Source organism: Streptomyces sp. GB4-14 (assembly GCF_022696125.1).
In the GTDB taxonomy this organism is placed as follows: domain Bacteria; phylum Actinomycetota; class Actinomycetes; order Streptomycetales; family Streptomycetaceae; genus Streptomyces; species Streptomyces werraensis.
On sequence record NZ_RZHO01000002.1, the window covers coordinates 6,588,259 to 6,606,272 of the forward strand.

Annotated in this window: 18 protein-coding genes; 9 read left to right on the top strand and 9 right to left on the bottom strand. The window is 70.3% G+C overall.

The annotated features are described in order from the left end of the window. Positions 1 to 57: 57 nt before the first annotated feature. The 5 genes from ELQ39_RS31720 to ELQ39_RS31740 all read right to left on the bottom strand — a co-directional run bounded on the left by ELQ39_RS31720 (position 58) and on the right by ELQ39_RS31740 (position 5,155). A complete protein-coding gene (locus tag ELQ39_RS31720; protein ID WP_242595379.1) occupies positions 58 to 1,515 on the bottom strand; it encodes an oxygenase MpaB family protein in 1,458 nt (485 codons plus the stop codon). Then, a complete protein-coding gene (uppS, locus tag ELQ39_RS31725; RefSeq protein WP_337663033.1) occupies positions 1,512 to 2,222 on the bottom strand; it encodes a polyprenyl diphosphate synthase in 711 nt (236 codons plus the stop codon). Before uppS ends, ELQ39_RS31720 begins: the two co-directional genes overlap by 4 nt. A gap of 520 nt (positions 2,223 to 2,742) precedes the next feature. After that, complete coding sequence (locus tag ELQ39_RS31730) at positions 2,743 to 3,237, bottom strand: hypothetical protein (protein ID WP_225625290.1); 495 nt, start codon at positions 3,235 to 3,237, stop codon at positions 2,743 to 2,745. A gap of 29 nt (positions 3,238 to 3,266) precedes the next feature. Continuing rightward, complete coding sequence (locus tag ELQ39_RS31735) at positions 3,267 to 4,493, bottom strand: class A beta-lactamase-related serine hydrolase (protein ID WP_242595381.1); 1,227 nt, start codon at positions 4,491 to 4,493, stop codon at positions 3,267 to 3,269. A gap of 161 nt (positions 4,494 to 4,654) precedes the next feature. Then, complete coding sequence (locus ELQ39_RS31740) at positions 4,655 to 5,155, bottom strand: hypothetical protein (RefSeq protein WP_190003411.1); 501 nt, start codon at positions 5,153 to 5,155, stop codon at positions 4,655 to 4,657. 210 nt (positions 5,156 to 5,365) lie between these two features. Here ELQ39_RS31740 and ELQ39_RS31745 point away from each other — a divergent pair, with 210 nt between their 5' ends. Beyond that, positions 5,366 to 6,274 carry a LysR substrate-binding domain-containing protein gene (locus tag ELQ39_RS31745; protein WP_190003412.1) on the top strand — a complete coding sequence of 303 codons (909 nt, stop codon included), beginning with the start codon at positions 5,366 to 5,368 and terminating at the stop codon, positions 6,272 to 6,274. Here ELQ39_RS31745 and ELQ39_RS31750 read toward each other — a convergent pair. After that, the gene (locus tag ELQ39_RS31750; RefSeq protein WP_242595383.1) at positions 6,231 to 6,743 is read right to left on the bottom strand and encodes a DUF6233 domain-containing protein; all 513 of its coding nucleotides are present in this window, start codon (positions 6,741 to 6,743) and stop codon (positions 6,231 to 6,233) included. The genes ELQ39_RS31745 and ELQ39_RS31750 overlap by 44 nt on opposite strands. 357 nt (positions 6,744 to 7,100) lie before the next feature. Between ELQ39_RS31750 and ELQ39_RS31755 the strand changes: the two genes are divergently transcribed. Beyond that, entirely contained in the window at positions 7,101 to 8,036 is a 936-nt protein-coding gene (locus ELQ39_RS31755; RefSeq protein ID WP_225644297.1) for an arylamine N-acetyltransferase family protein, read from the top strand. Positions 8,037 to 8,340: 304 nt separating this feature from the next. Here the strand turns inward: ELQ39_RS31755 and aztA are convergent, their stop codons facing one another. Next, entirely contained in the window at positions 8,341 to 9,084 is a 744-nt protein-coding gene (gene aztA, locus ELQ39_RS31760) for a zinc ABC transporter ATP-binding protein AztA (protein ID WP_242595385.1), read from the bottom strand. 15 nt (positions 9,085 to 9,099) lie between these two features. On the opposite strand from aztA, the gene aztB reads away from it, so the two are divergent. The 4 genes from aztB to aztD all read left to right on the top strand — a co-directional run bounded on the left by aztB (position 9,100) and on the right by aztD (position 13,479). Then, complete coding sequence (aztB, locus tag ELQ39_RS31765; protein ID WP_242595387.1) at positions 9,100 to 9,960, top strand: zinc ABC transporter permease AztB; 861 nt, start codon at positions 9,100 to 9,102, stop codon at positions 9,958 to 9,960. 21 nt (positions 9,961 to 9,981) lie between these two features. After that, positions 9,982 to 11,217: a hypothetical protein gene (locus tag ELQ39_RS31770; protein WP_242595389.1), complete on the top strand. Its 1,236-nt coding sequence runs from the start codon at positions 9,982 to 9,984 to the stop codon at positions 11,215 to 11,217. Next, positions 11,214 to 12,191, top strand: coding sequence for a zinc ABC transporter substrate-binding protein AztC (gene aztC, locus ELQ39_RS31775; RefSeq protein ID WP_242595390.1), 978 nt, complete (start codon positions 11,214 to 11,216; stop codon positions 12,189 to 12,191). Before ELQ39_RS31770 ends, aztC begins: the two co-directional genes overlap by 4 nt. Before the next feature lie 85 nt (positions 12,192 to 12,276). Next, positions 12,277 to 13,479, top strand: coding sequence for a zinc metallochaperone AztD (gene aztD, locus ELQ39_RS31780; protein ID WP_242595391.1), 1,203 nt, complete (start codon positions 12,277 to 12,279; stop codon positions 13,477 to 13,479). Between the two features lie 385 nt (positions 13,480 to 13,864). Here aztD and ELQ39_RS31785 read toward each other — a convergent pair whose 3' ends face one another. Further along, positions 13,865 to 14,389 (bottom strand): hypothetical protein, encoded by a 525-nt coding sequence (locus ELQ39_RS31785; RefSeq protein WP_242595392.1) that lies wholly within the window; start codon positions 14,387 to 14,389, stop codon positions 13,865 to 13,867. A gap of 281 nt (positions 14,390 to 14,670) precedes the next feature. On the opposite strand from ELQ39_RS31785, the gene ELQ39_RS31790 reads away from it, so the two are divergent. Continuing rightward, positions 14,671 to 15,456 (top strand): DeoR/GlpR family DNA-binding transcription regulator, encoded by a 786-nt coding sequence (locus tag ELQ39_RS31790; protein ID WP_242595393.1) that lies wholly within the window; start codon positions 14,671 to 14,673, stop codon positions 15,454 to 15,456. An 86-nt stretch (positions 15,457 to 15,542) separates the two neighbouring features. Here ELQ39_RS31790 and ELQ39_RS31795 read toward each other — a convergent pair whose 3' ends face one another. Beyond that, positions 15,543 to 16,319: a GNAT family N-acetyltransferase gene (locus ELQ39_RS31795; protein WP_242595394.1), complete on the bottom strand. Its 777-nt coding sequence runs from the start codon at positions 16,317 to 16,319 to the stop codon at positions 15,543 to 15,545. A gap of 607 nt (positions 16,320 to 16,926) precedes the next feature. On the opposite strand from ELQ39_RS31795, the gene ELQ39_RS31800 reads away from it, so the two are divergent. Together ELQ39_RS31800 and ELQ39_RS31805 are read left to right on the top strand one after the other, a co-directional pair. Continuing rightward, positions 16,927 to 17,280: a DUF4406 domain-containing protein gene (locus tag ELQ39_RS31800; protein WP_190003544.1), complete on the top strand. Its 354-nt coding sequence runs from the start codon at positions 16,927 to 16,929 to the stop codon at positions 17,278 to 17,280. Continuing rightward, positions 17,277 to 17,945 carry an NUDIX domain-containing protein gene (locus tag ELQ39_RS31805; RefSeq protein WP_242595395.1) on the top strand — a complete coding sequence of 223 codons (669 nt, stop codon included), beginning with the start codon at positions 17,277 to 17,279 and terminating at the stop codon, positions 17,943 to 17,945. Before ELQ39_RS31800 ends, ELQ39_RS31805 begins: the two co-directional genes overlap by 4 nt. Positions 17,946 to 18,014: the final 69 nt, after the last annotated feature.

An 18,014-nucleotide genomic window follows, 5' to 3' on the forward strand; every position in this document is an offset into this window, starting at 1 on the left:
CTCGCCCCCCTGTCGACGGCGCCGCATTCTGACGCCGCCGACGAGGAGGGACCTGCTCTAGGCGTCGGCGAGAAGGGGGTCGTACGCGGTGTTCGTACGGCGGCCCGACATGAAGGAGAGGAAGTCGCTCACGAAGGCGCTCTGGCTGTAGACGCCGTCGGTGGTGGTCAGGTCGCGGTGGAAGGCGGTGCGGAAAAGGGTCCGGTACTCGTCGGCGTCGATGCTTCCGTTGCCGTCCTTGTCGGTGGCGTCGAAGAGGACCTCCGCGACGCGGATGAGCGCGGGTCCGGCGAGGGAGGGGACGGCGGCGGCGTACTCCTCGGCGCTGACGCGGCCGTCGCCGTCCGTGTCGAGGGCCGCCTGCAGCTCGCGCCACCAGGCGGCGAAGGCGTCGTAGAGCCGGGTCTCCTCGGGTTCGTCCAGGTCGAGGCGGGTGCAGAGTTCACGGGCCATGGCGGCGAGGTCGGGCCAGTCGACATGGCCGTCGCCGGTCTGGTCCAGCACCGTGCGGAAGAACTCCTCCGCCGAACGCCGGCTCTCTCCCGTGCCCGCCGAGGGCGCCGGATCCGGCCGGGGGACGCCGCTCAGCGGTGTGAGGAGACGCAGCAGAGCCGAGGCCCGCTTCATGCGGGCGGTCAGGGCGGCCACGGTCCGTGCCCGAGGATCGTCACTGTCGGGCGACAGGGAGAGGGCCTCGATGATGCTTTCCGCATTGACCCAGCCCTCGGGCAGGAAACGGGCGAGTCCGGCGGCGCAGTAGGCGCCCTGCATGAGCGTGGAGGCACCGGGCATCTCGGGCAGACCCGCCCGGCGCCGGTACGACTCGGGAAGCGAGGCGACGGTGATCGCGCCCAGCAGCGGACCGACGACAGCCCGGCCGGCCGCCCACAGCGTCGGCGCCCCGTCCAGCAGCGCCGGGGCAGGCAGATGGTCGAAGAGCCGGAAGAGGATGACGCGGGCCGCCTCGGTGTTCTCCAGTTCGTCCTCGACGACCCGGTCGAAGTACCGCCAGAAGTCGTCCAGGTCCTCGGGGAGTTCCGAGGCGTCGCCGTCGAGGGCGGCGAGGAACGACCGGTACTCGGCGTACATCCGCTCCATGGTGTCCTGGTCGAGCGGCTGACCGCTGAGCCGGCACATGGTGACGGCGCTCTCGAAGAGAGTGGCGACCACCCAGGCCCGGGTCGCCCGGTCCATCGCGTCATAGGCACGGCCGCGGGAATCGGAGCCGCTCATGCGGGCGTGCAGCCTGTTGAGCCGTGCGGCCTCCCGCTCCCGAACCGCCTGGTCGGCACCGAACATGCGCCGCATGCTCAGGAAGGTGTTGCGCAGCCGGCGCCACGGATGGGCGACGAACGTGGAGTTGTCGACGAGGGCTGCACCGATCTGCGGGTGCGCGGCCTCCAGCACGGTGGCACGGATTATCGCCAGCGCCCAGCGCGGGTCGTCGAAGAAGCCGCTGAAGCGTGATTCCGGGCCGAACAAGGGCCTCTCGTCGGCCGTTCCCGTGGTGGTCATGAAGGGTCTCCCGTCGTGCGGGGCGGCACACCGCCGAAACGGCGGTCGCGGCGCCGGTAGGTACGAAGGCAGGCAAGAAAGTCGGGGGCCCGGAAGTCCGGCCAGAGCACCTCGGGGAAGACCCACTCGGCGTAGGCGACCTGCCAGAGCATGAAGTTGGAGATGCGCTGCTCGCCGGAGGTGCGGATGACCAGGTCGACGTCGGGAGTGTCGGGGAACGGCAGGTGGTCTGCGAAGAGCCGCTCGGTGACCTCGTCCGCGGGTGTCCCACTGCGGATCAGCGACCTGGCGGCCTCCACGATGTCCCGGCGCCCGCCGTGGTCGAACGCCACGGTCAGCGTCATCCCCCGGTTGTCGGCGGTCAGCGTCGCCAGGTCCTCGAAATCCCCGGCCAGCTCACGGGGGATACGCGAGTCGGCGACCCCCAGGAAGCGACAGCGGATGCCCCGGGCCAGCAGCAAAGGCGCGTGCTTGCGCACGACCCGGCGGACCAGACCCATCAGGAAGTCGACCTCCGCCCCGGGGCGGTTCCAGTTCTCGGTGGAGAAGGCATACAGACTGAGCCACTCCACGCCGGCTGCACGGGCCGCCTCGATGATGTCGATGACAGTGGTCTCGGCGGCCTGGTGCCCCGCCGTGCGGGGAAGCGAACGCCGCTGCGCCCAGCGGCCGTTGCCGTCCATCACGCAGGCCACGTGCCGTGGCACCGCACGCGCCGCCCGGTCGCCTTGCCGCTGTCCGCCGGGGCCGTCTCCGTACTGTCGCCCACCCGGCCCGTCCCCCGTCGCCGCGCGTGCGCACGGGATGCCGTTGCCTCCCGTCGCCGGCCCCGTCCCCTCCGGAACGGCGCGCTCGGCCGTACTGCGCTCGGTCACACCCACCCCGTCTCACCAGGCGCCTCGTCCACGCCCCACCGGGCGTCCCCTCCTGGAGTCTGACAGGGCGACAGAGACCTGACGGGCCAAGCGGGTGGCCACCACCCTTGGCTCCTTTGTGCGATTCCCACGGCTTCCCACGTGACGTCGCCGAGCGGGCGCCGGAGAGCGGCCCCTGCCCCGTGACGGGGGCAGGGGCCGTGCGTCGAGCTGAGCGGGGATGGCCGCGTCCCTGAGGATGGCGACGGGGACGGACCGCGCGGGCGCCCGGCCCTCCGGGTGCTTCAGTACGGTCGCGCCGCATCCCACGCACCCGGTGCCGAAGTTCGCCGTCCTGGCCGGCGTGCGTCCCTCAGCAGTTGCGGATGGACCACACCGGCGTCCAGTCGTACGTGAAGGGCCTGTTCTCCGGCAGGGCGACGTCCAGGACCTGTCCGTTCTGGCCGTAGAAGAAGGCGGCGGCCCCGACTTGGTTGTTCACGGCCTGGCCGACGCCGTTCCAGTACGACAGGGAGTACTGGGCGCACCGGTAGAGGAAGAAGACTTTGTACTTGCCCACGGCGGGATCCCATACGCCCGCGCACAGGTTGCCGGAGGTGCACTCGACGGGGTTGCCCGACGTCGTGTGGACGTAGTCGGCCGCCGGGGACACCGTGGGGGAGACGGCTGCCACGGCGCGTGAGGAGGCGGTGGTCTCCTGGGGCGCCGGGGGCATGATCATGATGTGGCTGTCGTTCTCGCGGGGCGTGTCCGGGGCTGCGTGGGCCGGAGCCGACGCGAAGGCGGACGCCAGTACCCACAGGAAGGCACCGACCACTGCGAGGGTGGAACGACCGGTACGCGACATCGTCACTCCTTTTCCGGGGACGCCCGGAATCAGTGCTGTTCTGTGCACAGCGGAACGTCGGGCAGTTGGTTGTCCGGATGGCTGATGTAGATGTTGGTGACGTAGCCCCCGTACTGCGGCAGGTACGCCCACCAGTCGTTGGTGTAGGGCGGGACGGAGACCGCCTGGCCCTTCTTCTGGCAGCCCACCAGCACTTCCACGCCGGCCGGGAGCCGGGTCAGCAGGTTGTCTCCGAGCGCCGGGTCCTTGCGGACCGCCACATCCGACCCCCACGTTCCGTACCACGTGCCTGTCGGCGCCGTGCCGCCGGGAACGTTCAAGGAACGGGTCAGCCGGCCGAGGTCGGTGTAGGCCTTGCCGTAGGAGGTGCCGTCCGGGTGCAGGGTGAGGACGGCGACGATCGAGCGGTCGCCGGTCCCCACGGTGCCGGTCGTGTGCAGCGCCGGCCGGCTCAGGTCGACGCCCGCGGCTCCCGTGGCGGGAGCGGCGGAGCCGCCCTGCGCACGGGCCGAGGTGCTGCTGCCCGTGCCGCAGGTGCCTTTCGCGGAGAAGGCCGACCAGCCCTGCTTGACGGCCCACGGCCGGTTGAAGGCGGCGGCGATGCCGAAGTGCTGGTCGAAGGAGTCGGAGGCGCACCGGGTCGACTGGCGCAGACGCTGCATGATGAAGTCGCGCACATCGGCCGGGGCCGTTTCCAGGATGTGGCGGTAGATCTTCACCGTGTCGCGGGCGGAGATGGCCGTGTAGCCCCAGTAGCCCTCGTATCCGGCCGGAGGCCGCGCGGTGTCGACGAGACCGAGACGCGTGATCATTCGGTCGGCGATCGCGGGCCCGCCGTAGGTCGACCAGTAGTGGTTGGCCGCGCTGTCCTGGCTGCTGCGGAGCATGGCGTCCAGCCGGGCGCGGTCGGCGTCCGGGATGTCGGCGGGGCTGCGGTTCCACAGGAAGTCGAGAGCCAGCAGGAGTTTGACGACAGAGGCGGAACGGAACGTGGCCGACGCGTTGAGCTGCTCGGTGAAGGTGCCGGTCTGCCGGTCGAACACGGCTACGCCGGCTGTGACACCGGCGGGCACCTGAGGGGTTCGCGGTGCGGCCGACCGCGTGTCGTCCGCAGTCCTCGGTTCCGCCGCTGCCGCACCGGAGTGCGGGAGTGCCGCGCAGGTGAACGCGAGGGAGAGCAGAGCCGCGGCCGCGGCGAGCATGCGCGGCGGGGTGCGGTGTGAGGGCGTGGGGGAGCGGAGTGCAAGACGGAACATGTCGTGACGGTCCTCGGTGTGTATGCGGGAAACGCGATGAGGGAGGGGAGCGTCCGAGGCGGGCATCGTGCTGTCCGGCACGGCGACACCCCGTCGAGGAGCCTTCGTGCCGGACGCGTGCGGCCCCGGACGGTGCGCCCTGGCGGCTGCTGCCGTGTGGCCTACGGGATGTTGCATTCCGTCATGCCGGGCCAGGGATCGGTCGACGTCCACACGTCCACGGCGGGGATGAATCCCCAGGCATGGTGCACGTCCTGACCGGGAGCGACGCGGTCCCCCATGGTGTAGTACCAGACATTGTTGCCGCCGTTGTGCCAGGCGCCCCGGCCCCAGCACACGAACCAGCTCGACGAGGTGTCGATCCAGCCGATCACCGGGCAGGCCGCGATGAAGCTGGCGCAGCCGTACAGCGGAGCTCCGGCCCGGTTGCCGCACACCCAGTCCCGGGACCAGGTGCGCCCGGTCCAGGCGTCGTAGTGGCTGACGTTGCGGGCGGTGCACGATGCCTGGGGCGCGGGAGGCGCGGCATCGGCCCCGCGGGACGCGCTCGGCGTCGCACGGATGGTGCGGTCGGCCTGCGGCGTCGACGCCTGAACGGCGCCCGCGCTGAAGAGTACGGCCAGGAGGGCGGCGAGTATCGCCACCGCTCTTCTCACGGACATGTGCGGGCCCCCGGTTGTCGAGAAAGTGATGGTCGCAGCGATGGTCGGAAGACCCCGTGGAACCGGTGGGCTGCACGGGGCGTCGCTTCGGATCGAGCCTTCCACTCCCACTCGATGCATGTCATTGCTCATGTCCATGCGAGATGAGAACTGATCCATGAGGGATTCATGATGGTTGCCGGCGGAACGGTCTCCCGGGCGGGAGCACCGATGGGTCCCGATCCACGGACACCGAGCGCCCACCAGCTGCGGCTGTTCGTCGCCCTGGCGGAAGAACTCCACTTCTCCCGTGCCGCCGCCCGCCTCTTCATCACGCAGTCGGCCCTGAGCCAGCAGATCAAGGACCTCGAACGGCGCCTCGGTGTGCAGCTGTTCGACCGTTCCAGCCGGACCGTCACTCTCACGCCGCAGGGGAGGGTGCTGTTGGCGGACGCGCGGGGCGTGGTGACGGCCATGGACCGGCTGAGCCACAGCGCCTCGACGCAGGCGCGCCGGCTCTCGGGCCGACTCGTGGTGGGCACCGTCGGGGCCGAAGCGGCCATGCCCTACACCCGCGCCGTCCTGAGCCTGCTGCACAGGCGGCACCCGCAGGTCCAGATCGACGTGCGCAGCCTCCACCTCGCAGACCACTTCGACGCCTTGTTCCGCCATGACATCGATGTTGTCTTCCTGCGGCCACCGGTACCCGACGGCATAGAGGTGCAACACCTGGCCACGGAGGACCGGTTGGCCTGTTTGCCGGCGAGCGATCCGCTCGCGGAGCGGGCACGGATCACCCTCGCGCAGCTGGCGGACCGTCCGGTGATCGACGTACCGCCCCAGGTGCCGCGGGTGTGGTGGGACTTCTGGGCGGTGGACCCCCGGCCCGACGACACACCGGTCCGCTACGGACCGGTGGCCTCGGACGTGGAGGGGCTGCTTCATCTCGTCGCGCGGGGCGAGGGTATGTGTTTCCTGCCGGCTGCGGCCCGCGACCTCTTCCCGCGCCCGGGCGTCAGCTATGTCGAGGTCACGGACCTGCCTCCCTCCACGGCCGGCCTCGCCTGGCTGAGGAGCAACCGTACCGAGCCGCTGATCAAGGCCGTTGCCGGTGCGGCCCGGTATGTGGCATCGGCGTGAGGCAGAACAAAGGTCGCGGGAGGTGGACCGCTCGGCGAGAAGCGATCGCCGTTCCGTGTCCCGTCGGCATGCTGACACCGGCCGGCAGAGCGGTCGGCGGGCCACCGGGTCGCAGAACGCGGGCCGGGGATAAGTCCGTGATGCCGAGCAGGCTGTCGGGCCGGCAGTGGCCGCACGCGGTGAGTCCCGTGGCGAGGAGGCGACGGGCTTCGTCCCGGTCGACGGGGCGGTGTCGCTTGCCGGCCATGTGACAGTCGCCGGCGTGGACCCGCAGGGGCGGGCGTCGCTCGCCGATGCCGAGTTCGACGATCCACTCCGGTGGCGCGGGCCGGTTGCGGCGGCCGCGTTCTTCTTCGGTTCGCCGTCTGGTGAGCGCGGCGATCTTCGCGTCGATGCGCTGCAGCCACATGGTGTGCCAGACCCGCAGAGTGTGCAGGCGGTCGAGGTCGGGCGGCAGGTCATCGAACATATATTTGATTCTATGCCCATGATCCGCCGTCGCGCACTCGCGTGTGCCGGCACCAGGATCACAGCGTTCTCGGAGATGCCGGCGCATCACCTCGATGCCCTGGCAGACCCAGGAGGGCGGCTGCCGGGGAGCCGGGTGGACGGTGAGCGCCGCGTCGCGGAGCGCCCGCGTAAGGGGGTGCTTCCCCGAGGCGCTGCCCGCGAGGCCGGACGGGGCGGTGGCGGCATGTCAGTGAACGGCGGAGGCCGTCGACAGCGCCCACCGCCCGGTCCGACGTGTCACGTGGCGACGGCGACGCTCCGGGGGCATGCTGTGGACACGTACGGTCGCAGGGCAGCCGACGAGAGGGGGCCAGCCATGCCGAAGTCGTCGCAGAGCGTCACGGGCGTGGCTCTCCTGGCGGATCCGGACATGTGGAGCAGCGAACACCTCGGTCTCGACGCCTACCTGACCCTCCTCGGGTACGAGGGCGACCGGACGCCCACTCTTGAGACGCTGCGCGCCCTGCAGCGAGCGCATGTGCTGACCGTGCGCTGGGACACCCTCGACAGCTTCCTGTACCGCGAGGTGCGGCTCGACGTGCCCTCGGTCCAGGACAAGCTGGTGCGCCGGGGCCGGGGCGGCTACTGCTACGAGCACGTTGTGCTCTTCGCCGCCGCGCTGGAGAAGCTCGGGTTCCGCTTCACCGCCGTCTCCGGCCGGGTACAGCTCGGCGCGGACTCCTCCGATCCCCGCCCGGCTACGCACGCGATGTTGATCGTGGACCTGGACGGCACACGGTGGCTGAGCGACGTCGGCTTCGGCCACGGCCCTCTGGAGCCCATCGAGCTGGTCGACGGCGGCCGCAGCGAAGCGGACCCGTGGCCGCTCCTGCTGCGCCGGCAGGACATCACTCACGGCTCGCCAGGCTGGGCGGTGCACCAGCGCGGGGGCGGAAGGGAGGGACCGGACGGCTGGGTGGTGCGGCAGGTTTTCACCGAGACCCCGCAGTACCCCGTCGACTACGAGGTCGGCAACCACTTCGTCGCCACCCATGACCGCTCCCCGTTCGTCACCCGCCCGTTCATCCAGCGGCGGGGCATCGACCGGTACGACACGCTCGACGCCCTGGTCTGGACGACGGAACGCCCGGGCCGGGACCGGGTGACGCGGGCCGTCGGGCCGCACGAGGTGCCCGAGCTGATCGACGACGTCTTCGGGATCCGCACCGCCCCTGAGGAAGCCCGACTGCTGGTGACCAGGCTGAGGGAGCTGGACTCCGCCCGGCACCGCCCCGGACGCACACCTCGGTGAAGAGGACCTGATCGGTCGCCCAGTCACGTGCCCGCCACCGCCGGCGCAGAGCCCCTTCCGGCGTCGCTCGCGACGAGCTGGGCCGCCTCCGCCTCCAGCAGATGGCCGGCCGCACGTAACGGTCCGGACACCTTCCGCCGGGTGGCCGGGGCTGCTCCGGGAAAGTCCCGTTCGAAGACGGACAGCGGCAGCCGGGTCGGCGGTGCGTTCAGTGTTCCCGTGACGTGCACCAGGCGAGTGCCCGCCCTCCCCCCCCGGCCGGCGATCTCGGCGGGGCGGCAGGGTTTGGCTGCGCTGCCGGTCCTCAGAGTGTTTGCCAGAGGCGGGCCAGTGCCGATGTGGTGAGAACCTGGTCAGGATGCCCCTGTCCGGCGAGGCGGCCGTCCTGGAGCAGGAGGCAGGCGTCCGCCGTGCGTGCGACCGTCAGGTCGTGCGTGGCCTGGACGACCGTCACCCCGTCGGCGACGAGTGCCGTCACCAGTGCCCCGATCCGCTCCCTCGCCTCAGGATCCAGACCTGTGGTCGGCTCGTCGAGGAGCAGAAGGTCCGACTCCTGTGCCAATCCTTGCGCGAGGAGCGCGCGTTGACGCTGCCCACCCGACAGCTCGCCCAGCTGACGTGAGGCGAGGTCCCGGATCTCGAGCCGGTCGAGCGCCGCGTCCACGGCCGCGTGGTCCTGGCGGGTCAGCCGGCGCCACGGCCCCCGGTCACCCCAGCGCCCCATCTCCACGGTCTGCCGGACGGTGAGCGGCAGGGTGTCGCCGACGGCTCCGCGTTGCGGTACGTACGCGGGCGGCCGGTCTCCGGTGCGGTGGAGATCACCGGATGTCGGATGGATCACACCGGCAAGCACGCCGAGCAGGGTCGACTTGCCGCTGCCGTTCGGTCCCACGAGCACTGTTGTGGCCAACTTCGGTATCTCCGCGCTGATTTCACGAAGCACCGGGCGACCTGGGTAACCGGCGCACAACCCGGAGAAGGAGAGATGGGCGGTCCGCCCGGAGGGCGAGGAGGGGGAGGGGCGCGCTTTAGTGAACATGATTTTCATTGTAGTGTCCCTCGCATGGAATGGCTGACGGCCCCTTTCGAAGTGACCTTCGTGCAACGAGCCCTGTGGGGCGGGATATTGGTGTCCGCGATCTGCGCGTCGGCGGGCACCTGGGTGGTGCTGAGGGGGATGGCCTTCCTCGGTGACGCCATGTCCCACGGGCTGCTGCCGGGTGTCGCGCTGGCCGCGCTGCTCGGCGGGAATCTGATGGTGGGGGCGGTGGTCAGCGCCCTCGTCATGACGGCCGGCGTCACCGCGCTCGGCCGTACACCGAGGCTGTCCCAGGACACCGGCATCGGGCTGCTGTTCGTGGGCATGCTGTCGCTCGGCGTGATCATCGTCTCGCGCTCGCAGTCCTTCGCGGTCGACCTGACCGGCTTCCTCTTCGGTGACGTGCTCGCCGTCCGGCAGCAGGACCTCCTCGTGCTCGCCGCGGCGTTGCTCGCGGCGCTGGTGGTGTCGGTCCTCGGCCACCGCGCCTTCCTGGCCCTGGCGTTCGACGAGCGCAAGGCTCACACCCTGGGTCTGCGGCCGCGCCTGGCCCACGCCGTGCTGCTCGGCCTTCTCGGTCTGGCGATCGTGGCCTCGTTCCACATCGTGGGAACACTGCTCGTCCTCGGACTGCTCATCGCACCGCCGGCGGCCGCTCTGCCCTGGGCCCGCAGCGTGCGCGGGGTCATGGCGCTCGCCGCCCTGCTCGGCGCCACCGCCACGTTCGGCGGGCTGCTTCTGTCCTGGCACTTGAGCACCGCCGCCGGCGCGACCGTCGCGGCGCTCGCGGTGAGCCTGTTCTTCCTCTCCCACATGGTGTCCGGCCTGCGTGACCGCCGTGCGCGCCACACCCCCGCCCCGGCCCCCGTACTCGAAGTCGACTGAAAGAAGTCAGAGGCGATCGCCATGACCGTACGCAGAAACGTCACCTTGTGGGCATCGACCGCACTGGTGCTCACCGCGCTGCTCACCACGAGTTGTGGAGGCGCGGGCAGCAACACCGCATCACCTGGAGCGAGTTCCCCGTCCGCCGTCCCGCACGGACACGTCGAGGGAGCCCGGGAGGCCGCCGAGCAGCAGTCCCGGCTCCTCCTCAACGACCCCGCCGACGGCGACACCAGAATCCTCGACCTCGTCACCGGCCAGGTGCACACGACGGCACAGGTGAAAGACGCCGTTCGGCTGGGGACCGACGGCAGGTTCGGCTACCTCCACACACCCGGAGGCACGCACGTCCTCGACAGCGGTGTCTGGATGGTGGACCACGGGGACCACGTCCACTACTACAGCGCGGCGACACGGGACGTGGGCGAGCTTCCCGCAGGAAGCCGCGCCCAGGTACGCAGCGACGCCGCCGTGACCGCGGTGACCGACGAGGGCGGGCGCACCCTCCTGTACGACCGCAGCGAACTGGAGCAGGGGAAGATCACATCTCCCGTGACGCTGCCGGGCACCCACACCGGCGCCGTCGTCCCGTACGAGGAGCACCTGCTCGCCTTCAGGAACAGGAGCGGCACCGCCGAACTCGTCGTCCTCGACCGCAGGGGAAACCGTGTCGCCTCGCCGGGCGTGACGTGCGCGGAGCCCCGAGGGGACGCCGTGACCAGGCGCGGCGTGATTTTCGGCTGCGCCGACGGCGCCCTGCTCGTCCGCGCACACAACGGTGCCTTCACCGCCGAGGCGATCCCTTACGGCACACATGTCCCCGCGACGGAACGGGCCACCGTGTTCCGTCATCGGCCCGGCGGCGACACGCTCACCGCCGCGGCCGGAGACGACGCCGTCTGGGTCCTCGACGTCGCCGAACGGACCTGGACGCGGGTGGACACCGGACCGGTCGTCGCGGTCAACACCGCCGGAGAGGGGTCCCCGTTGCTCGTCCTGGAGACCGACGGCTCGCTGCACGGCTACGACATCGCAACCGGAGAACGGACGGCGCGAACCAAGTCGCTGCTGACGGAAGGGACATGGGCCCGTACCGACGGCAGCGCCCCCGTCATCGAAGTCGACCGCAGCCGCGCCTACGTCAACGACCCGGAAAGCAAGAAGGTGTTCGAGATCGACTACAACGACGGCCTGCGCATCGCGCGCTCCTTCGACCTGGACATCAGGCCCGTCCTCATGGCGGAGACCGGACGATGAGCCGCACCGGCGCGAAGCAGCACGTACGGGTGGGCATCGCCCGCCTGCGCCGCCTGATCGCGGGACTTCTCGCCCTCGTGACAGCCGCTACCGCCACCGCCTGCACCACCGGCGACGACCGGCCCGACATCGTCGTCACCACCAACATCCTCGGCGACGTCACCCGGGAGATCGTCGGTGGCGAAGCCGACGTCACCGTCCTGATGAAGCCCAACGCCGACCCGCACTCCTTCGGTCTGTCGGCGGTGCAGGCCGCCGAGCTGGAACACGCCGACCTGATCGTCCACAACGGTCTGGGGCTCGAGGAGAACGTACTGCGGCATGTGGACGCCGCACGCGAGTCCGGCGTCGCCACCTTCGCCGCCGGCGAGGCGGCCGGCCCGCTCACCTTCCACACCGCCGGCGACGGCGGTCCCGAGGGCGAAGCAGGACAGCCCGACCCGCACTTCTGGACCGACCCCGACCGGATGCGCAAGGTCACCGCCCTGCTCGCCGACCAGGTCGTCGAACACGTCGACGGCGTCGACGCCGACACCGTGCGCGCCAACGCCGACCGCTATGCGAAGCAACTCACCGAGCTCACCGCCTGGATGGAGAGGTCGTTCGACCGCGTCCCCGGGGACCGGAGGGCCCTCGTCACCAACCACCACGTCTTCGGCTACCTCGCCGACCGCTTCGGCCTCCGCGTGATCGGCGCGGTCATCCCGAGCGGCACCACGCTGGCCTCACCCAGCTCCTCCGACCTGCGCTCCCTCACCGAGGCGATGGACAAGGCAGGCGTACGCACGGTCTTCGCCGACTCCTCCCAGCCCCAGCGCCTCGCCGAGGTACTGCGGACGGAGCTGGGCGGCGGGGTTCGCGTCGTCCAGCTGTACTCGGAGTCCTTGACCGCCAAGGGCGGGGGCGCCGACACCTACCTGCGGATGATGCGCGCCAACACCACCGCCATGGTCACCGGCCTGACCGGCCACTGACCCCTCCGAGCCGGCACACCGGCCATGGGCGCCGGCACATCACCCCTCCATGCCGCCGTCGCGCGGTGCAGAAAGGAACACACCGATGAACAAGTCGATACGCGTCAGAGCGCTCACGGGCACGGCGCTGGCCCTGGCGGTCACCACCGTCCTGACCGCCTGCGGCGGGGGGAGCTCCTCCGCCTCCCGTACCACGTCCGACGGGACCCCGAGCGCCACGCCCGCGGTGACGGTCAGGGATCCGCTGGTCGCCACCTTCGACGGAGGTCTGTACATCCTCGACGGAAAGAGCCTCAAGCTCGCCAAGACCATCGACCTGCCCGGCTTCAACCGGGTCAACCCCGCGGGCGACCAGGACCACGTCGTCGTGTCCACCGACAGCGGGTTCCGCGTCCTGAACGCCACCGACCAGGCCCTCACCGATATCGAGTACCAGGGCCCCAAGCCCGGCCACGTGGTACGCCACGCCGGAAAGACCGTGCTCTTCACCGACGGCACCGGAGAGGTCAACGTCTTCGACCCCGCCGATCTGAGCAGTGGCAAGAAGCCGGAAGGCCGCACCTACACCTCCGCCGAAGCACACCACGGTGTCGCCATCGAACTGGCCAACGGCGAACTCCTCACCACCCTGGGCACCGAGGAGAAGCGCACCGGCGCGCTGGTGCTGGACGGGAACAACAAGGAGATCGCGCGCAACGAGAACTGTCCCGGCGTCCATGGCGAGGCGGCAGCCAGGAACGAGGCCGTCGGACTCGGCTGCGAGGACGGCATCCTGATCTACAAGGACGGCAGGTTCACCAAGATCGACGCCCCCGACGACTACGGCCGCATCGGCAACCAGGCCGGCAGCGACGCCTCGCCGGTCCTGCTGGGCGACTACAAGACCGACCCGGAGGCCGAGCTGGAGCGGCCCACCCGTGTCTCCCTCATCGACACCGAGAAGAAGCGGCTGCGCCTCGTCGACCTGGGCGTGAGCTACTCCTTCCGCTCACTGGGCCGCGGTCCGCACGGGGAAGCCCTGGTCCTGGGCACCGACGGTGCCCTGCGCGTCATCGACCCGGACAGCGGCAGGATCGAGAAGAAGATCCCGGTCGTGGGCGAGTGGCAGGAGCCGCTGGACTGGCAGCAGGCCCGGCCCACCCTGTTCGTCCGCGGGCACGTCGCGTACGTCTCCGAGCCCGGCAAGAAGGCGCTGCACGCCGTCGACGTGGAGACGGGGAAGAAGATCACCTCGGTCACCCTGCCGAAGAGCACCAACGAACTGTCGGGCGTCGTCGCCGGACACTGACGGCGCGACATGCCCTCGCCACAGCGGCCCGCCGCGGGCCGCTGTGGCCGCTCTCCACCTTCACGATGTGCGCCTCGCCGTCACCACGCCCGGTGGCGGCGATACGCGTCGCAGAGAAGGGCCGCCGGCCTTCTCACGAAGTCCGGCCGGCGTCCGCCGGTGCTCTCGACACCAACGTGGCCGCAGCACAGTTCGGCTGGTCAGCCCAGCGGGACGGCGGAAGAGGGCCGGTGCGGCGAGGACCGCCACGTTCGCTGCGGATGCGCCCAAGGGACGGCGGTCGCCATGCCTCGGGCGACGTGGTCCCTCGCATGCGCGTCGGCGGCCCAGGCCGACGAGGCCGCCGGTTCCCGGCCCGCCCACCGTCCCCGCCCCTTCCGGCTGCTCACTTCTGCTGCAAGGCCTGGCGCATCCAGTGAAGTCGCTCCAGGGAACGGCGGCGCATCCACAGAACCCAGAAGCACAGCGCGACCATGCCTGCGGCGAACACAAGGGGGAGGACGAGGGACCCGCTGACGGCACCGAGTACGACCAAGCCGATGGTGAGGATGCCCATGGCGCCGAGCCAGTACGGCAGCCACTTGCGGGCCCTTTCCATCTGGCCGAGCTGCTCGGTCACCAGCCGTCGCACGGCCGCCTGTTCCTCGGGCTCCTGCGGCACCTCGTGGTGACGGATCTTCCGGTTGAGATCCGCGAGTCCGCCCGCGTCGGTGCCCACGGCTCGGGCGGCCCGGCGGCGCTGCACGGCCAGGACCGCGACGGCGATGCCGGTGTACAGAGCGCTATGGAACACCCAGGCAGCTGGGTGCTCGTCTCTGCGGAACAGGGCCGTGATGCCCAGTCCCAGGAGGAACACCAGGACCGCCTGTGCGGTCAGACTGCGGTCGAGTAAGCGCTTGAGCGAGAGCACAGCGCAGACCTCCTCGAAAACGAAGTCGGGACAGCGTCATCGCCTTCCGGATACCCCGCGTTCTCCCCCTCATCTGACCAACCGTTGGTTCTCCGGTGCCGGGACGGCCGTGATCCACCGGCCGTCCCGGCACTGCGGGGAACGCGATGCGTCGGCCACGTCGGACGGCTGCCCGAGGCGGCCGAGGGGTGTCATACCGACCACGCTTGTGCTGCGGCGCGCGTGGCCGGCGACAGGGCCTCGTTTGTGCGAACGAACAGATCGGTGTTAGAAGTAGTGCCATGAGTGCCGGAGACCGTCTTGACCTGACCCTGAGGCTCGTCCAGAACGCGGGCAAGCTGTCCGTGTCGGAACTGGCCGAACGCCTCGGCGTCTCGGAGATGACCGTTCGCCGGGACCTGAACGCGCTGGAGAGCCAGGGCCTGCTGCGCCGGGTGCACGGCGGCGCCGTTCCCGTGCGTACGCGGGAAGAGGGGGGAGGCTTCCTCGCCCGGCGCGAGTGGCAGGCCACTACCAAGGACCGGCTGGGGGCGGCGGTCGCCGCGATGATCGAGCCTGGGTCAAGGGTGCTGCTGGACGCGGGCACCACCACGGTTCACGTCGCGGAACACCTGGTGGAGCGCGCTCCGCTCACGGTGGCCGTACTGAGCCTGCAGGCAGCCGAAGTCCTGGCGGACAAGCAGGGCATCGAACTTCTTGTGGTGGGAGGGCGATCGCGTCCGGGTGAACGCTCGCTGGTGGGCCCCCTGGCGCTACGCACCCTGGAGTCCCTGAGCTTCGACTGCTTCGTCATGTCGATCGGCGGGGTCCACGCCGAGCGCGGCTGGACGGAGTTCTCCCTCGACGACGCGGCGGTCAAGCAGGTCGGTCTTGCGCAGGCGGCACGGACCGTCGTGGTCGCCGACGCCACCAAACTCGGGGTGCGGGCGTTCAGCCGGGTTGCTCCGCTGGGCGCGGCGGGTGCCTTCGTCACTGATGCCGCGGCTGAGGACGCGCAGACCCATCCGAACGGCCCCCAGACCCTCCATGCCCTGAGGAAGTCCGGGGTCGAGGTCCACCTGGCGTAACGGCCGCCGGCGCCGTGCGCGGGACCGGCGGGGCGGCTCGCACGTCGTCTCACGTCCCCGGACGCTGCCGCAGACGAACTTCGGGGTCACGCGACGTCCTGCGGGTGGAAAGCGTGCTCCGTGAAGCTGCCGCACGCCGTGAACCCCAGGCGTCGGTAGACCAGTTCACCGTCCGATGTCGCCTGGAGCACCGCGCGGGACCGGCCGTGTTCGCGTGCGGCGTGGAGCGCGGCCACGGTGATGGCGCCGCCGTAGCCGCGTCGGCGGTGGCCGGTGAGGGTGCTGATGTTGTAGATGCCGGCCACATCGGCGTGGTGGAAGACTTCCGCCGAGCAGACCGGCTGGTCGCGGTAGTACCCGATGAGGTACTGGGCGGGGCAGTCGGGCCGGAGGGCCCAGCGGGCCGCGTCGCGGTAGAAGGCCCGCACCGTGGCGGCCGGCGGGTCCCAGTTCGCGGACAGCACAGCGGCATAGTCGGCGAGCTGTCCGGGGCTCCTCACCTGACGGATGTCCAACTCCGCGATGCGTGGGCGGGAGGGGAGCGCGTCGAGGGGTGCCCACATCGCCGTCTCGCTCTCGGAGGCTTCGAGGCCGGCTGCCTCGAGGCGGCGGGAGAGGTCCGAGGGCGTGGAAGTGGGTCCGACCCACCAGGAGAAGGGGCGTCCCGCGGCTTTCAGCGTGTGGACCGTCGCTTCGATGCGAGCCGCGGCCTGCCCGGGAGCGAAGCGTGCCGCCGCCACGATGTTGAACGTGTCGTCGTCGATCCCGCTGTCGGCGATCAGCAGGTCGTCCGTTTCGGTCACGGACGCACCGACGACCTTCCGGTGCAGGTGGGCCGCGTGCTCTGCCAGGTTGGCTTCCATGCGCACGAGGATGTCCGCTTCACCGGCACCTGCGTACTGCTTCATGATCAACTACCGTCTTCAATCTCTCCGGGTGTCCCACATCTTCCGCCTCGCCGCGCGACCGGTCCCATACCGGGTCCCCGTCAGCCATCCGGAGGCGGTGAGCGGACGTGAACGAGAAGTACTGCCGGCGCCGGCCGGGGTGACCGAACGACGCCGAAGCCGGCGACGGCAGGGAAGGTGCGAGGCTGCACCCTTCACTCCCGTGATGCGGCGCGACGGGCGCACTGTCGGTCAACGCGGCCACACTAACATCAAATCGCACATGGCGTGTTCGTATGAACATGGAGATGGCTGGACCGCGTGGATCGCGCTGTCGCGTCGGCGTGCGATTTCCTGTACCGCCGCCCCTGCGGACGTCATTCTGCAAGGCTCAGTGATCAAACATCGAAGTGGTCAAATGAACGTCTCCATGTTAGAACGGTGTGAGGCAACGCCGCCCGACGGAACCTGACCCCTTTCGGTCGGCTCGGACTGCTACGGGGACGAGTTCCCCCGTCAAAGTCCGCTTCCGCTTCAGATCTCGTGGAGGAGACATCCTGTGAACCACCAACCGCATTCGTTGATGATCCTCGTCGCCGGACCGTACCGGTCGGGAACCGGTGACGACCCGCGCAAGATGGAGGCGAACGTCCGCGCCATGAACGAGGCCGCCCTGGCGCTCTTCCGTGCCGGCCACCTCGGAGTCACCGGCGAGGCGCTCGCCCTCCCGCTGCTGGAGACCGCTGGCAGTACCGGCCCCGGCGACGCCGCCTACGAGGAGATATTCCACCCCCTCGCCGAGCAGCTCCTCTTCCGCTGCGACGCGGTCCTGCGCATCGGTGGCCCCTCCGAGGGCGCGGACCTGATGGTTGCGCGAGCACGAGCCTGGGGCAAGGACGTCTACACGAGCCTGGACGACATCCCGGCTGCCCGGTGACGGCGGGGATCGACGTACCCGACGGACGCGGCCGTACCGGACTCGACCGGCACGGCCGCGAGCTGACCGGCAACCCGCGGGTGCGCATCGTCGACGTGCAGGTCCTGTCGTGCGACTGGTCCGTCCTGCGCAAGACGACTTTCGACTACCGGCACGGTGACGGGCACTGGAGCCGCGAGCAGCGCGAGACCTACGATCGCGGAGACGGAGCCACTCTCCTGCTTCACAACGTCCCCTGCTCCACCGTTCTGCTGACCCGTCAGTTCCGGCTGCCTGCCTATGTCAACGGCCATCCCGACGGGATGCTGATCGAGGCAGCGGCAGGCCTGCTGGAGGGTGACACGGCCGAGGAGGCGATCCGCAGGGAGGCGGCGGAGGAAACGGGTAGGAGGGTCGGCGAGGTCGAGCACGTTTTCGACGTGTACATGAGTCCCGGCTCGGTCACCGAGCGCCTGCACTTCTTCGCCGCCCCTTATGAAAGCACCACCGCTCAGGCGGGCGAAACGCGAGGACTCGCCGACGAGGGCGAGGACATCGAGGTCCTCGAACTTCCCTTTCTTACGGCCCTGGCCATGATCCGCTCGGGAGAGATCGCCGACGCAAAGACGATCATGCTCCTGCAATGGGCCGCATTGGACGGGCCCTTCAAAAGCATCAGTCGTTGAGCCGTCTCCCGGCTGTACCGCTACTGGGGAGCCGGCGCCGCGCCGACTGACCGGCCAGCGGCTGATGCC